At 66.8% G+C, this 13,807-nt stretch carries 14 protein-coding genes; 12 read left to right on the top strand and 2 right to left on the bottom strand.

Annotation, left to right across the window (positions count from 1 at the left end):
* Positions 1 to 43: 43 nt before the first annotated feature.
* Positions 44 to 1,090 carry an NAD(P)-dependent alcohol dehydrogenase gene (locus ACZ0AA_RS15170; protein ID WP_400862894.1) on the bottom strand — a complete coding sequence of 349 codons (1,047 nt, stop codon included), beginning with the start codon at positions 1,088 to 1,090 and terminating at the stop codon, positions 44 to 46.
* A gap of 75 nt (positions 1,091 to 1,165) precedes the next feature.
* Complete coding sequence (locus ACZ0AA_RS15175) at positions 1,166 to 2,026, bottom strand: IclR family transcriptional regulator (RefSeq protein WP_463513452.1); 861 nt, start codon at positions 2,024 to 2,026, stop codon at positions 1,166 to 1,168.
* Between the two features lie 112 nt (positions 2,027 to 2,138).
* On the opposite strand from ACZ0AA_RS15175, the gene ACZ0AA_RS15180 reads away from it, so the two are divergent.
* Genes ACZ0AA_RS15180 through ACZ0AA_RS15235 form a run of 12 tightly spaced genes read left to right on the top strand, consistent with a single transcriptional unit; the run spans position 2,139 to position 13,754 of the window.
* Positions 2,139 to 2,804, top strand: a complete 666-nt coding sequence (locus tag ACZ0AA_RS15180) for an ABC transporter permease (protein ID WP_400862890.1) — start codon at positions 2,139 to 2,141, stop codon at positions 2,802 to 2,804.
* Positions 2,797 to 3,843 carry an ABC transporter ATP-binding protein gene (locus ACZ0AA_RS15185; protein WP_463513453.1) on the top strand — a complete coding sequence of 349 codons (1,047 nt, stop codon included), beginning with the start codon at positions 2,797 to 2,799 and terminating at the stop codon, positions 3,841 to 3,843. The genes ACZ0AA_RS15180 and ACZ0AA_RS15185 overlap by 8 nt, the downstream gene beginning before the upstream one ends.
* Positions 3,840 to 4,637: an ABC transporter permease gene (locus ACZ0AA_RS15190; protein ID WP_463513454.1), complete on the top strand. Its 798-nt coding sequence runs from the start codon at positions 3,840 to 3,842 to the stop codon at positions 4,635 to 4,637. Before ACZ0AA_RS15185 ends, ACZ0AA_RS15190 begins: the two co-directional genes overlap by 4 nt.
* A gap of 50 nt (positions 4,638 to 4,687) precedes the next feature.
* Positions 4,688 to 5,620 carry a glycine betaine ABC transporter substrate-binding protein gene (locus ACZ0AA_RS15195; protein ID WP_463513455.1) on the top strand — a complete coding sequence of 311 codons (933 nt, stop codon included), beginning with the start codon at positions 4,688 to 4,690 and terminating at the stop codon, positions 5,618 to 5,620.
* Positions 5,620 to 6,144 carry a formaldehyde-activating enzyme gene (gene fae, locus ACZ0AA_RS15200; protein ID WP_400862883.1) on the top strand — a complete coding sequence of 175 codons (525 nt, stop codon included), beginning with the start codon at positions 5,620 to 5,622 and terminating at the stop codon, positions 6,142 to 6,144. Before ACZ0AA_RS15195 ends, fae begins: the two co-directional genes overlap by 1 nt.
* A 4-nt stretch (positions 6,145 to 6,148) precedes the next feature.
* Entirely contained in the window at positions 6,149 to 7,111 is a 963-nt protein-coding gene (locus ACZ0AA_RS15205) for an NAD(P)-dependent oxidoreductase (RefSeq protein WP_463513456.1), read from the top strand.
* Complete coding sequence (locus ACZ0AA_RS15210; RefSeq protein WP_463513457.1) at positions 7,108 to 8,580, top strand: NAD-dependent succinate-semialdehyde dehydrogenase; 1,473 nt, start codon at positions 7,108 to 7,110, stop codon at positions 8,578 to 8,580. The genes ACZ0AA_RS15205 and ACZ0AA_RS15210 overlap by 4 nt, the downstream gene beginning before the upstream one ends.
* A 53-nt stretch (positions 8,581 to 8,633) precedes the next feature.
* A complete protein-coding gene (locus ACZ0AA_RS15215) occupies positions 8,634 to 9,410 on the top strand; it encodes an SDR family oxidoreductase (RefSeq protein ID WP_400862877.1) in 777 nt (258 codons plus the stop codon).
* Positions 9,411 to 9,448: 38 nt separating this feature from the next.
* Positions 9,449 to 10,930, top strand: a complete 1,482-nt coding sequence (locus ACZ0AA_RS15220; protein ID WP_463513458.1) for an FAD-binding oxidoreductase — start codon at positions 9,449 to 9,451, stop codon at positions 10,928 to 10,930.
* On the top strand, positions 10,927 to 12,333 hold the full coding sequence (locus ACZ0AA_RS15225; RefSeq protein WP_463513459.1) for an FGGY-family carbohydrate kinase: 1,407 nt from the start codon (positions 10,927 to 10,929) through the stop codon (positions 12,331 to 12,333). Before ACZ0AA_RS15220 ends, ACZ0AA_RS15225 begins: the two co-directional genes overlap by 4 nt.
* A 43-nt stretch (positions 12,334 to 12,376) precedes the next feature.
* Positions 12,377 to 12,775, top strand: a complete 399-nt coding sequence (locus ACZ0AA_RS15230; RefSeq protein ID WP_463513460.1) for an ArsR/SmtB family transcription factor — start codon at positions 12,377 to 12,379, stop codon at positions 12,773 to 12,775.
* Between the two features lies 1 nt (position 12,776).
* Positions 12,777 to 13,754: an SRPBCC family protein gene (locus ACZ0AA_RS15235; protein ID WP_463513461.1), complete on the top strand. Its 978-nt coding sequence runs from the start codon at positions 12,777 to 12,779 to the stop codon at positions 13,752 to 13,754.
* The last annotated feature ends 53 nt before the right edge of the window (positions 13,755 to 13,807 follow it).

A 13,807-nucleotide genomic window follows, 5' to 3' on the forward strand; every position in this document is an offset into this window, starting at 1 on the left:
TCCGACGGCGAGTCGGAGCGGCCGCACTCTGCGGAATCGCCGTCTAGGGGACGATGACCGCGCGGCCGCGGATGCTGTTCGCGGCGAGATCTTCGTACGCTTTCGGGCCGTCATCGAGAGAGTAGGTCTCGGTCTGGACATGAATCTTGCCGGCGCGGGCAAGATCGAGGACCTCGATCAGCTCGGAGCGGGAGCCCCAGTAGGGGATGCGCACGGCGGCGTCGTAGGCGATCGCACCGAAACCGAGACTCATCGTCCCGCCACCGATGCCGACGATCGTCACGTCCGAATCGAGAGCGGCCACGCTTTGCGCCAGGGCCATGGTCGGGTTCGCTCCGACGAAGTCGAACACCGCGTTCGCGCCCAGGCCGCCGGTGATCTCGCGGATCTTGTCGGCGGCTGATGCGTCGCTGATCAGCACGTGGTCTGCACCGACCTCGGTGGCGAGCTCGAGCTTGGTGTCGTTGACATCGAGGGCGATCACCGTGGCGCCGGAGATCGCCTTCAGGATCTGGATGCCGACGTGGCCGAGACCGCCGGTGCCGATCACGACGGCGAACGTGCCGGCGCCGAGCTTCGGGAGCGAGCGCTTGATCGCGTGATACGGGGTGAGACCGGCGTCGGTCAGCGAGACGTTCTGCACGGGGTCGAGGTCGCCGAGCGGTACGAGGTGGCGGGCGTCATCGACGATCATGTACTCGGCCATCGAGCCCTGGCTGCCGAGACCGGGAGGACGGATGCCCTCTGCAGCGGCGTTCGTGCAGTAGTTCTCCATGCCCTGTGAGCAGTTGTGGCAGCGGCCGCAGCCCCAGGGGCCGTAGACCGCCACGGCGTCGCCGACCTTCAGCGTCGAGTCGACGCCCTCACCGATCTCGTGCACGATGCCCGCGCCTTCATGGCCGAGCGTCAGCGGCAGCGGATAGCTCTGCTCGAGGTAGTCCTTCTCCGGGAGTCCCATGACGTAGTCATCGGAGTGGCAGACGCCGCCCGCCGTGATCTTGAGCAGGACCTGACCCGGTCCTGGCTTCGGAATCGGGATGTCGACGACGACGGGGGGCTTGCCGATCTCGACGTAACGGAGAGCTTTCATGTGCTTCTTCTTCCTGGCGCCCGAGCGGTCTGCCGCGCGGTGCGGAGGCGTGGGCGCTCGGTGCCGTCCCTTCGATTATCCGCCCGGGGTGGCGCCGAGGCGTGAGGACAGCTCACGCGATGCTCGACCCACGAGGGTGCCGAGCGCATCCAGGCGCGAGCCGATTCTGACTTTGGGGGCGCTGACATTGATCGCCGCCACGACGCGCCCCGTGAAATCGGTGATCGGTGCAGACGCGGCGACGACGCCGAACTCCAGCTCCTCGTCCGAAAGCGCGTAGCCCTGGTCGCGGATGCGCCCCAGCTCGGTGAGGAGGCTGGCGAAGTCCGTCACTGGGGCGTTGCCGGGAGGCGGTGCATCGAGCACCGGGAAGACCGAGTCGTCGGACTGGTCGAAACGTCCCACGAGCGGCTGATCCCGTCCGTGGTCGTCATACCACTGCTCGAGCGCATCCTCATCCCAGTCGCTGAGGAGCGCGCGACCAGATGGCGTGCGCCACGCGGCGGTGGTGGTCCCCGCCCAACCGGTCGTGCGGACATCGTGAGGGCTCAGTTCGCTCATCAGAGTGAGCACGTTGCCACCTCTGAGTACGCACAGGTGGCTCGTCTCCCTCGTGGACTGCACGAGACGTCGGAGGATCCCCCGTGACGCATGCACGAGCGAGGTGCTGGCGGTTCGGGCGGCCAGCGCGTACAGCCGCGAGCCGAGCATGTAGCGAAGAGTCTCGTCATCGCGTTCCACGAGCCCGGTCTCGGCGAGAGTCGCGAGGGTTCGGGACGCGACGGCCTTGTCGCGTCCCGTCAACTGCGCGACCTGCGAGACGCCTAGCCCGCCCGACCGCAAGGCCTCGTCGGAGCCGAGGATCTCGAGGATCTCGAAGTCCCGAGCCAACCCCGACGAGTTGCGGCGCACACCGTTTCCCACTGAGCGATTCATGCTCGAAGTCTAAATGTCGTTGCCATATGCGCAACACCCTTTGACCAAATGGATACGGCCAGTACCGTGAGTACACACCGGTACCGGCCTCAACGACGAGACAGGAGCCCTCTTGACCGGATTCAACTGGGAAGACCTCACGGCCTTCCTCACACGCCGCGCTGACGACATCCTCGAGCTCACTCGGGATCACCTCGTCGTCGTCGTCATCTCTGTACTGCTCGCGTCGGTCATCGGTGTCGGCCTCGGCATCCTGGTGCGCAACAGGCGGATCGCCCGGACATCGGTTCTCACGGCAGCGGCCATCGCGATCACCATTCCGTCGCTCGCTCTGCTCGCTCTCCTCAGCCCGGTGCTCGGCCTCGGCTGGCTTCCTACCGTCGTCGCTCTCGTCTTCTACTCACTGCTGCCAGTCGTCCGCAACACCGTGGTGGGACTCAGGGAGGTGCCGGTCTCCGTGCTGGAATCCGCTCGCGGAATGGGACTGGGGCCGACCCGCGTGCTGTTCACTGTGCAGCTGCCGATCGCGTGGCCGGTGATCATGACGGGGATTCGCGTCGCCGCGCAGCTCACCGTCGGCATCGCGGCGATCGCCGCCTACGTCGCGGGTCCCGGTCTCGGCGAGTACATCTTCAAGGGGCTGTCGTCGCTCGGGTCCAAGAACGCGCTCAACTATGCGCTCACGGGCACCGTCGCCGTGATCATCCTCGCGCTCGTCCTCGACGGCATCCTCATCCTCGTCGCCCGTCTCACCACCTCAAGGGGTCTCCGTGCCTGACATCACCACGAACACCGGCGTTCTCACGTCTCTCGCATCGCAGCAGGCGGGCGTCGACATCGTCCTCGACCAGATCACAAAGCAGTACCCCGGGCAGGCGGACCCTGCCGTCGAGGACTTCTCGATGCGGATCGAACCCGGTGAACTCGTCATGTTCGTCGGTCCGAGCGGATGTGGCAAGACCACCACGATGAAGATGATCAACCGCATCATCGAGCCGACCTCCGGGTCGATCCGCATCAACGGCGACGACGTCCTCTCCCTCGACGGCAACGAGCTGCGCCGCCACATCGGCTACGTCATCCAGCAGATCGGGCTCTTCCCGCACTTCACGATCGCCGAGAACATCGCGGTCGTTCCGCGCCTGCTCGGCTGGTCTAAACAGCGCACCGCAGCTCGAGTGGAGGAGCTGCTGACGACCGTGCAGCTCGACCCCGGCATCTTCGCTGACCGCTATCCGCGCCAGCTGTCCGGCGGTCAGCAGCAGCGGGTCGGTGTCGCTCGTGCCCTCGCCGCAGACCCGCCCGTCATGCTCATGGACGAGCCGTTCGGCGCGACCGATCCGATCACCCGCGAGAAGCTGCAGGCCGAGTTCCTTCGGCTGCAGGCCGATATCGGCAAGACCATCATCTTCGTCACGCACGACTTCGAAGAGGCGATTCGCATGGGCGACCGTATCGCGGTGCTCAGCGACCGCAGCCGGATCGAGCAGTTCGACACCCCGGCTCGCATCCTCGCCGAGCCCGCCAACGACTATGTGCGCTCGTTCATAGGCGAAGGTGCCGCCCTCAAGCGCCTCGCGCTGATCCCGGTCGGGACGGCGCGCATCGGCTCGATCGACCCGACAGCACCCGATGCCACGATCGATGAGACCTCGTCTCTGCGCCAGGCGCTCGACCTGCTCGTGCTCACCGGTGCGCCGCGCATCACGGTCTCGCGCGCGGGTCAGCCTGTCGGCTCGATCGATCAGGCTGCCATCTCGGCAGCCCTAGGTGCAGAGCCCCGCCCGCACGACGCCCGGCGCACGGCGGAGGCATGACGATGACAACCGACCAGGTCGTGCCGTCGGCGACGACGGTGCTGCAGACCCAGCGCGCTCCGCGTCGAAGGATGCCGACGCTGCTGAGACGGACGATGCCGCTGATCGTCGTCGCCCTCGTGCTTCTGGCGACATTCCTGTGGGTATCGAGTCTCGAACTCGACTCGATCGAACAGCGCACCCTCAACGGCGACTACATCATCGCCCGCATCGGCGAGCACCTGGCGCTGTCGATCCTCGCCGCGGTGCTGGTCGCCATCCTCGCGATTCCGGCGGGCATCGCCGTCAGCCGGTCGCACTCTCGGGTCTTCCGCGCAACAGTCATCGGCATCGCCAACATCGGGCAGGCGACGCCCGCGATCGGCGTCGTGATCCTGCTCGCCATCGTCTGGCAGACGGGCTTCACCACCGCCCTCGTCGCGCTCGTCGTGTATTCCTTCCTGCCCGTGCTGCAGAACACGATCACGGGTCTCGCGCAGGTCGATGCCAGCATCAAGGAATCCGCCCGCGGCATGGGGATGCGCCCTGCCCAGGTGCTGCGCCGGGTCGAGCTGCCATTGGCGTCGCCCGTCATCCTCGCGGGTCTGCGCACGGCGCTCGTCTTCGCGGTCGGAGTCGCCACCGTCGCGACCTTCATCAACGCGGGCGGGCTCGGCGACATGATCATCAACGGCTTGAAGCTGCAGCGGTACCCGGTGCTCGTCGTCGGCGCCGTGCTCGTCGCCTCCATCGCGGTTCTCATCGACTGGGCCGCGGGCCTCGTCGAGGAGATCGTCCGCCCCAAGGGTCTCTGACCTCTCTGAACTGCACGAACACACCCGAATCCCTCCGAAAGGAACTCGACATGAAGACATCCAGATTCGCCTCATCCTCGATCGCCGTCCTCGCTCTCGGCGCCATCGCCCTCACCGGCTGCTCCGCCGGCGCCGGCGGCGGCGCCGGCGCACAGGGCGACGAGCTCGAAGGTCTCACAGGCGAGATCGGCTCCAAGGACTTCTCCGAGCAGTACATCCTCGCCTACCTCACTGCCGAACTACTCAACGCCCACGGCGCGGATGTCGAAGCGAACACCAAGCTCGTCGGTTCGGCGAACGTGCGCCAGGCGCTCGAGAACGATCAGTTCCTCGGCTACTGGGAGTACACCGGCACGTCGTGGATCACCTACAACGGCAACACTGCACCGGTGCAGGGAGCCGAGGCGCAGTTCGACGCCGTGAAGGAAGCCGACGCGGAGAACGACATCGCGTGGCTCGACCCGGCGCCGTTCAACAACACCTACGCCTTCGCGATCCGCGAGTCCGAGGCCGATGCGCTCGGGGTCGAGACTCTCAGCGACGTCGCGGCCCTGCCGGCCGGCGATCAGACATTCTGCATCGAGAGCGAGTTCTCGACTCGGGATGACGGGATGCCGGGGCTCAGCGAGGCGTACGGATTCGATGCCTCCATCACCATGCTCGACACCGGCGTGATCTACACCGCGACCGAGAAGGGCGATGACTGCAACTTCGGCGAGGTCTTCCAGACCGACGGGCGCATCCCTGCTCTGGGACTCGTGGTGATGGAGGACGACAAGGAGTTCTTCCCGAGCTACCAGGGCGGATTCACGCTCAAGCAGTCGACGCTCGACGAGTACCCGGCCATCGCCGACGTGATCGCCGAGGTCAGCCCGTTGCTCACCACTGAGGTGATGCAAGAGCTCAACGCCCTCGTCGACGTCGAGGGTGAGGACCCTGAAGATGTCGCGATCGAGTGGCTCGAAGATCAGGGCCTGATCTGATGACCTCCGCGCTGCAGATCGGCGAGAGCTTCATCGGAAGCGGCGTGAACGCCGCGCACATCAACACCGTCTTCGGGCATCGCGACGGCCCTGCGGGCACGGCGTGGGCCACGGCGCTGGCTACGCCGACCGCCGGGCACGTGCCCTTCGTCGCTGTCCTCCGACCGTCACTGCCCGTGAAACCCCTCACGCTGTTCGTCACGAAGGCGGCGCCGGCGAGCGACGACCACGGTCTCCTCATCTGGGGGCCGGCGCAGGCCGGAGTCGCCGCCGGCGTGGCCGACGCGGTGGCTGAGGGGCATGTCTCCGCAGAGCAGGCCGACACCCACGCGCTCGTCGCGGCGGTCTGGGTGAACCCGTCCGCCGACGACGCCGACCTCGTGTACCTGAACAATCGCGAGGCCACGAAGACCGCGCTCGCCAACGGGGCGCGTTCTCTCCCCACGATCGACGACGTGCTGGCCGCGCGGCACAGCCCGACGAATCCCTTCTACACCCCGAACCTTCCACCGAAAGATGCATAGCTCCATGAACGCTTCCACCGGGTCAGCGCATGGCCCCCTCCCCACCGTCGGGTTCATCGGACTCGGCAACATGGGATCTGGGATGACCAAGAACCTCCAGGCCACGGGCTATCCCCTGGTCGTCACGGATCTGCGACGAGAGTCTGCAGAAGGGCTACTCGCAGGGGGCGCCCGCTGGGCCGATAGCCCACGTGAGGTCGCGGCCGCCAGCGATCTCGTCATCACGATGCTGCCGACCCCGAAGCACGTCGCGGCCGTCGCAGCCGGAGCAGACGGCATCGTCGCCGGCCTCCCGGACGGCGGCACCTGGATCGACATGTCGACCTCGGTCCCCGATGTGCTCGACGGCATCCGCCGCACCGAGGAACATCGCGGCCTGCACCTGCTCGACGCTCCGGTCAGCGGGATGTCGGTCGGTGCCGCGAACGGGATGCTGCAGATCTTCGTCGGCGGCGATGCGGTCGACGTCGCTCGACTGCGTCCCGTCTTCGAGGCGATGGGCGATCCCGAACGGATCCTGCACGTCGGCGGCCACGGTGCCGGCTACGCCGTGAAGCTCATGATCAATCAGCTGTGGTTCTCTCACCTCGTCGCGACAGCCGAGGTGCTGTCGGTGGGTGTCGCCGCCGGCGTCGATCTCGGCGTGCTCCGCGATGCGCTCGTTGCGAGCCCGGCGAACAGCACGTTCGTCTCTCGAGACGTGCTCTCGATCCTCGACCACGGCGACTACGACGAAGGGTTCGCCATCGCTCTCGCTTGCAAGGACCTGGGGCTCTCGGTGGATCTTGCGCGATCTGTCGGCATGCCGGTGGAGCTCTCGTCGCTGGTCGAGCAGATCTTCCGCAGGGCGCGAGCGCGGTTCGGCGATCTCGCGGGGGAGATGACGCCGGTGCGTCTCTACGAGGAGATGCTCGGACGTGACCTGCGTCGCGAGGCCGGCGAGCACGCCGCGGAGGTGGCGGCATGACCGCCGCTCGGGAGCAGGAGCTGCTGGCGTCTCTGCCGACCGGGCTGTTCATCGGAGGCGAGTGGCGGGAGTCCACGACCGGTGGGACGTTCGCTGTGCACGATCCCTCGACAGGCGAAGTGCTGGCCCACGTCGCAGACGCTGCGCCCGAAGACGGCGCCGCCGCGCTCGACGCCGCCGCATCTGCGCAGGCCTCCTGGGCGGCGACTCCGTCGCGCGAGCGCGGTGAGATTCTCCGCCGTGCGTTCGAGCTCGTCACCGCGCGCGCTGACGATTTCGCGCTCGTCATGACGCTCGAGATGGGAAAGCCCCTGGCCGAGTCACGAGCCGAGGTCGGCTACGGCGCCGAATTCCTGCGCTGGTTCTCGGAAGAGGCGCCGCGCATCTCGGGGCGCTATGCCACAGCTCCCGACGGTCGCAACCGGCTGCTCGTCGCAAAGCGCCCCGTCGGCCCCAGCCTGCTCATCACGCCGTGGAACTTCCCTCTGGCGATGGCGACCCGAAAGATCGCGCCCGCGCTCGCCGCCGGATGCACGTCGGTACTCAAGCCCGCGGCCCTCACTCCGCTCACTGCCCTGCTGTTCGCCGAGGTCCTGCGTGAAGCGGGGGTGCCCGACGGCGTGGTCAATGTCATCCCCACGACGCGCGCCGGCGCCGTCACCGGACCGCTCATCAAGGATGCACGACTGCGCAAGCTGTCATTCACGGGATCGACAGAAGTGGGTCGACGGCTGATCGCCGATGCCGCCGACCAGGTGCTTCGCGTCTCGATGGAGCTGGGCGGCAACGCTCCGTTCCTCGTGTTCGACGACGCCGACCTCGACGCCGCGGTCGACGGGGCACTGATCGCCAAGCTCCGCAACGGCGGCGAGGCGTGCGTGGCTGCGAATCGCTTCCTCGTGCACGAGAGCATCGTCGACGAGTTCTCGAGACGTCTCGTCGAACGGATGAGACAGACGGTGAACGCTCGCGGTACGGATCCGGCGTCGACTCTCGGACCGCTGGTCGACGAGTCCACTCGCGAGAAGGTGGCTGAACTCGTCGGCGGAGCGGTGGAAGACGGCGCGCGTCTCGTGCTCGGTGGCGTGACGCCAGAGGGGGCAGGGTACTTCTACCCAGCGACGGTGCTCGTCGATGTGCCGCAGTCCGCGCGCATCCTGCAGGAGGAGATCTTCGGTCCGGTCGCGCCCATAACGGCGTTCCGCGATGAGGACGAGGCGGTGCGCCTCGCCAACGCGAGCGAGTACGGCCTGGTGTGCTTCGCATATACGCGCGACCTGAATCGCGCGCTGCGTCTCGCCGAACGACTGGAGACGGGAATGCTCGGGCTCAACACGGGCCTCGTCTCGAACCCCGCGGCCCCGTTCGGCGGCGTCAAACAGTCGGGCCTCGGCCGCGAGGGCGGTTTCGAGGGCATCGACGAGTACCTCGAGACGACGTACATCGGCATCTCAGATCCGTTCGCGTGACGTGGCGCCGGCATCCGGATCCCCGCAACCCCGCACTTCTGAAGGAGCATCTCTTGCACATCTCCGACTTCTCCCTGGATCACTTCTCTCTGCACGGGAAGCGCGCGGTCGTCACCGGCGGCAACACGGGGCTCGGTCAGGCATTCACCCTCGCACTCGCGAAAGGCGGAGCCGATGTCTTCGTTCCCGGCCTCTTCGACGACCGTGGCGAGACCGCGGCACTGGTCGAGGCCGAAGGCCGTCGTTACGCCGAGCTGACGGTCGACATCACTGCTCCCGGCGCCCCGCAGGCGGCGATCGCTGCTGCCTGTGAGGTGCTCGGCGGAGTAGACATCCTGGTCAATTCCGCAGGGATCAGTCGGATCGCGGACGTGAGCGAGTTCGGGCGTGCGGACTGGGATCCGATGGTCGCCGTCAACCTGACGGCAGCGTTCGAGATGGCGCACGAAGCGGGCAAGCGGATGATCGCTCAGGGCTCAGGCAAGATCATCAACATCGCCTCGCTGTTCGCGTTCCTCGGCGGCCTCGGCTCGCCCGCCTATGCGGCGACGAAGCATGGGATCGTCGGCCTCACACGGGCCTACGCCGATGAGCTCGGCGGTCACGGAATCCAGGTCAACGCGATCGCCCCCGGATACTTCACGACTCGCATCACGGAGCAGTCCCGAGCGGATGCTGAAGTGAACCGCCGGATCATCGAGCACACCCCGGCAGGCCGGTGGGGTGACGTCGCAGACCTCATGGGTGCGACCGTGTTCCTCGCCAGCTCTGCATCCGACTTCGTCAACGGTCACACCCTGACCGTCGACGGCGGCTACCTCGTGCGCTGACCGCGCCCCCACCTCTCTACGAACAGGACATCACCCTCATGGTTGCTTCACGATCAGCCCTTTCACGCGACGAGATCGTCACCCGCCTCGGCGAACTGATCGGCTCTGCCAAGGTCGACACCGACCTGCACGAGCTGCGGGAGGCGAGCGTCGATCGCTTCAAGAAGTACACGGCCGTGCACGACATATTCGATGGTCCGATCCCGGCGGCGATCGCGTACGCCGAATCGACGGACGACGTCGTCGCGATCCTGCGTTTCGCCGACGAGAACCTGATCAATGTCGTGCCTCGCACTGGCCGCACCGCGACCGAGGGAGGCCTCGAGACGATCGTCGACGACACGATCGTGCTCGACGGTTCACGCATGAACGCGATCCTCGAGGTAGATCCGGTCGACATGATGGTGACGGCGCAGTGCGGCGTGCCGCTGCAGGTGCTCGAAGACGCTCTTCGCGCGCAGGGCCTCACCACGGGGCATTCGCCGCAGTCGAAGCCTCTCGCACAGATGGGCGGACTCGTCGCCACCCGCTCGATCGGGCAGTTCTCGACCCTGTACGGCGGGATCGAAGACATGGTCGTCGGCCTCGAGGCGGTGCTCCCCGGCGGTGACGTCGTGCGGATCAAGAGTGTGCCCCGACGAGCCGCTGGTCCCGACATCCGCCACATCGTGATCGGCAACGAGGGTGCGCTGGCCGTCATCACCGAGGTCACTGTGAAGGTGTTCACATACCAGCCCGAGAACAATCGTTTCCTCGGATTCCTCGTGGACTCGCTGCCGACCGGGGTCGCAGGGCTGCGCGATGTCATCGTCGCCGGCTACCGCCCCTCTGTCGCGCGTGCGTACTCGGAGGAGGACGCATCCCAGCACTTCTCGCATTTCGCCGAGGGGAAGGCGGTCGTCGTCCTCGTCGCCGAGGGGCCGAAGGGCGTGGCGGACGCGACAGCGGCCGGCATCGAAGCCATCTTCGCTGGCATCCCCCATCAGAAGGTCGACAGCGCGCTCATCGAGTCCTGGTTCGACAACCTCAACTGGGGGCAGGACAAGATCGACGCCGAGAGGCGGGAGATGCTGGAGAAGGCGCATCTCGGCTACACGACAGAGGTCTCGATCGACTGGTCGGGCGTCGAAGAGCTGTTCGAGTCGGTGATGCGGCGGGCGCGAACCGAGTTCCCGCGCGCAGCCGATCTGACGATGCTGGGTGCGCACTCCTCGCACAGCTACCAGACCGGAACCAACCTGTACTTCGTGTACGACTACGACATCAGCTGCGAGCCGCGCGAAGAGATCACGGAGTACCACGAGCCCCTCAACGCGATCGTGGTGGAGGAGGCTCTGCGCCTCGGCGGGTCGATGGTGCACCACCACGGCATCGGCAAGTACCGCACGCCGTGGACTCACGAAGAGCACGGCACGGCGTACTCGCTGCTGCACACGCTGAAGCAGGGACTGGATCCGAACGGCATCATGAATCGCGGAACTATCTACCCGCTCGATGACGCCGAGGTGATTCGCGCGTGACCGCGCCGGCTGCGGGATTCGTCGTCGCGATCGACAACGGCTCGCAGAGCACCAAGGTCCTCATCGTCGACGGGTCGGGGGCGGTGCATGCGAGCGCGCGTGTGCCGCTGAGGCCGTATGCCTCTCCGGCGCCGGGGCGGTGGGAGCATCCGGACGACGACCTGTGGGACTCGATCGTCACCGCGCTGCGGGCAGCGATGGCCGAGTTCCGTGGCGATCCGGCAGAGATCCGCGGGGTGGGCCTCTGCACCATACGATTCTGTCGGGCCGTGCTCCGAGCCGACGGGCATCTCGCCCAGCCCGTCATGAGCTGGATGGACGAGCGTGTTCCGAGGGCGTATGAACGCGAGACCGACGACGCCGTCTTCGTGACCACGTCTTCGGGGTACATCGGTCATCGGCTGACGGGGGAGCGGCGGGATGCCGCGGGCAACGTGCAGGGCGTATGGCCGGTGGACACCACTCGATGGACGTGGAGCGCGGATGCCGAGGACTACGTCCGCTGCGGCATGGACCCGTCGATGCTGTTCGAGCTCGTCGCACCCGGGGAATTGCTCGGCACGGTGACGCCAGAGGCGTCCGCCGTCACAGGACTGCCGGTCGGCATCCCTGTCATCGCCACCTCGAACGACAAGGCGGTCGAGGCGCTCGGCGCGGGGATGCGAGCCGAGGGCGATGCACTTCTCTCGCTCGGCACGTATGTAGCGACCATGACGCCGGGCAGCGAGGTGCGTCAGAGCGACGCCTTCTGGACGAACTTCGCCGCTGAGCCGCAGGGGTATCTCTATGAGAGTCACGGCGTCAGGCGTGGCATGTGGACCGTCAGCTGGTTCCGCGATCTGCTCGCCTCACCGTCAGGGGGATACTCCGAGACCGAACTCAACGTCGGCGCTGAACTGGTACCGCCAGGGGCGGACGGTCTGTTCGTCGCCCTCGACTGGTTGGCGTCTGTCGACGAGCCCTGGAGGAGGGGGGCGATCGTCGGATTCGATGGAACCCAGGGCCGATTCCACGTCTACCGCGCGATCCTCGAGGCGCTCGCGATCGAGACTTCGTTCGCGGATGCGCGTGCTCGCCGAGCTCTGGGACGACCGCTCGAGGGTCTGATCGTGACAGGCGGAGGCAGCGCCTCCGATCTGATGCTCACCATTCTCGCCGCCGTCTACGGCGTCCCGGTGCGCACCGCTGCGGTCTCCGATGCGGCGGGAATGGGGGCGGCGATCACGGCTGCGGTGGCCACCGGGTTGCACCGATCCGTTGCCGAGGCGGTGGCTTGCATGGTGCGGATCGACAAGCGGGTCTCCGTCGACCCGACCCTCAGAGAGTCGTACGTGGCGGTGGCGAACAGGTACGCCACCGTGCTTCCGCGCATACGCGAGCTCTTCGCGGGCACCGACTACTAGTTTCTCTTGACATCCGCTTCGCCCAGGCATAACGTACAACCAAATGGTTGCACAACGAGAACTGAGCGAAGCGGAGGTCGACCGTGTGTTCCACGCACTGGCGACGTCGACCCGGCGTGACATCCTGCGCCGGACGATCGAGCGGGAGCAGTCCGTCTCGACCCTCGCCTCCGAATACGAGATGTCGTTCGCCGCAGTGCAGAAGCATGTGGCCGTGCTCGAAGCGGCGAATCTCATTGTCAAGCGCGCCGAGGGACGCGAGCGGCTCGTCCGCGCGAACCCCGAGATGATCGCCCGCGCCAGGGCGCTCCTCGCCCGATACGAAGAGCTGTGGCGGTCGCGCATCGCCCGACTCGACGAGCTGCTGGCCGAGACACCGGCATCCGCATCCGACACCACCACCGACACCACCGATGATTCACGAACCGAAGAAGGAGACTGACATGCCCGTCACGGATGTCACCACTGATGCCGACAACCTCACCATGACCGTCGTCGCCGATTTCGCGGCGCCGATCGAGCGGGTCTGGGCCGCCTACAGCGACCCGCGCCAGCTCGAGCGCTTCTGGGGCCCTCCCGGATGGCCGGCCACCTTCACCGCCTGGGACCAGACGGTCGGCGGACGTGCGCAGTACTCGATGAGCGGGCCGCGCGGCGAGAAGTCGTCGGGGTCGTGGGAGTTCCTCTCGATCGATGCCCCGCACAGCTTCGAGGTGCTCGACTCGTTCGTCGACGATGAGGGCAAACCTCTCGACGGCTTCCCGGCGCAGCGGATGTCGTTCGCCTTCGAGTCCACCGCCGACGGCACCCGCATGGTCACGACCAGTCACTTCGACTCGGTCGAGGCGATCGAGCAGGTCGTCGAGATGGGTCAGATCGAGGGTCTGAAGCTCGCGATGAGCCAGCTCGACGCCGTGCTGCAGGATCTCCGCGAGTACGCCCAGGGCAAGGGCACGCAGGTCGAGCTTCTCGACGACGTGCACGTGCGCATCACTCGTCTGGTCGAAGGGCCGCGCGACCTGGTCTGGCGCGCGCACAACGACCCCGAGCTCATGAAGCAGTGGCTGCTCGGACCAGACGGGTGGGAGATGACCGAGTGCGTCGTCGCCACCGAAGTCGGTCAGACGTACCGCAACTCGTGGGCACCCGTGGGCGACACGGAGGGGCAGCCGTTCGGCTTCGAGGGTGAGGCGCTGCTGATCGACGCACCCCGGCGGTCGGTGCAGACCGAGCGGATGATCGGGATGCCGGTCGAGACGCTGAACGACCTGAACCTCTACGAAGAGGACGGTGCGACGCTCATCACCCTCTACATCGAGTATCCCGACAAGGAGACGCGCGACATGATCCTCGCCACCGGCATGGCCGACGGCATGGAGACCTCGTACGCACGCCTCGAGCGGGAGCTGCTCGCGGTCTGAGATCCACAACTCCGGAAGACCGGTCGGTTCCCTCGGGGATCGGCCGGTCTTCT

The sequence above is a fragment of the Microbacterium sp. AC035 genome, from assembly GCF_979258485.1.